Below are 1,533 nucleotides of genomic sequence, written 5' to 3'. Positions count from 1 at the left end.
TTATATCCCTCTTCTGTCAGTCTCCGAAACCAACAAGTAATAAAAAGTAGAGTTATCCATTGGGAAAATAAGATTGAAATTGATTAATATTCTGAATTAATTTATGAAACCCAAGCAATAAATAACGATCAGGAAAAACATCTAACCACGGGGCAATCAACCACAATATAATAGTAGGCTGAATTATTAAACGCAAATTATTTAAAACATTTTTCCATCCCTCTTTATGATTCCATTGTTGGTGATTCGAGCAATCTGTGGTGTTTTTTTTGCTCTCCGATTCTCTGGGACTTCCTTGACTTAAAGACCGGAAAACTTCGGAGTTGAAACTAATCATTAAATACACACAGAAAATGATTTCCCACCATTTTTCTATATCTTGAAAATCCGTCAACCGATAGTCAGTCCAACCCAGTTCTTGTTTACATTGTCGAAATCCATATTCCACCCATGTTCTTAACCCGTATAAATTACCTAATGTCTTTTTTATCTGGTTCCTATTTTCTGTTAAATTTGTCATGACAAATGAAGTTGAGGCTTCTGGCATTGTTTCTGGATCTGTGGTGATTTCCCAATAGGTTCTCGGACTTCTTTTTCCAAATATAATTTCTCTAATATATCGGGTTTCTGATTCTCCATTGCTAAAAACTCTCTCAAATTTACACCATTTGTTTGCTCTAACTTTCTCCTCGCTTGACATCCAGACTCCATGATTACTTCTTATTGCCAGCACCCAAGGTAATCCAAATTTATCTAATGTACTGATAAACGAACTACTTTCACCATAAAGGCTATCTGCTAATACCAATTCAATTTGAAATCCCAGTTCAACCAACTCTGTTAGGATTTCTGATGCGATTTCAATCTTAGTTTTGTAGACATCTCCTTCTTTTAATGTTCCTTTGGGTTTAAATACTCTAAACACTAAAGGAAAAGTTATATTTTTATAAACACCGTAAGCATTAACTGATACTATTCCCCGATCTATTTTGCCCACACTTCCCAAGTATTGTCGGGCTACATAGTCGGTTTTTTTACCCTTTCTCCTATCTCCTGTTTCATCAATTATTACTATAATCTTCTCTTCTTTCAATGCTTTTAGAGTTCGAGCTAATCTTCTTTCCTTTAATTCCCTTGCTGACCAAGGCGAATTGGCTAAAAAATGATGGAGTGATTGCGGCGACCTAATTCCTACTATTTTAGCAATTTCCGGTAAAGATTTTCTCGGAATTGGTGAGATGATTCCTAGATGTAAGTATTTAAAACATTCGTAACTTCTAACTTCAGGGAATAGGTCTTTATAACCTTGACAATATTCATCAATCACTGAAACTGTTGGTTGTGCATCTCTGGCTAAATGTTTGATAATCTGTAATTCTACATCCATTACCCTATCCCCCTTCTAGCTACCCATGTGGTTTATTTTCTAATTTTACTTCTAGGAGACTGACAGAAGAGGGATATAGCAGTTGCCACATCTATTAGGACATTCTTGAAAGCTAAAAGCTACTTATAGTAAGTATTTACCTATTG

The 1,533-nt window shown here is 35.1% G+C and carries 1 protein-coding gene; it reads right to left on the bottom strand.

What is annotated here, in order from left to right; genetic code table 11:
- Positions 1–52: 52 nt before the first annotated feature.
- Positions 53–1,387: an IS701 family transposase gene (locus tag PL11201_RS25655; RefSeq protein ID WP_079676739.1), complete on the bottom strand. Its 1,335-nt coding sequence runs from the start codon at positions 1,385–1,387 to the stop codon at positions 53–55.
- Positions 1,388–1,533: the final 146 nt, after the last annotated feature.

Source organism: Planktothrix sp. PCC 11201 (assembly GCF_900009135.1).
Classification (GTDB): Bacteria; Cyanobacteriota; Cyanobacteriia; order Cyanobacteriales; family Microcoleaceae; genus Planktothrix.
Note: the sequence above shows the minus strand (reverse complement) of the source record. Positions and strands in the feature narration are given on the sequence as shown.

What these genes read in the sequence shown, in the direction of transcription:
- PL11201_RS25655 (WP_079676739.1), bottom strand. Translation starts at nt 1,387, where the DNA reads ATGGATGTAGAATTACAGATTATCAAACATTTAGCCAGAGATGCACAA.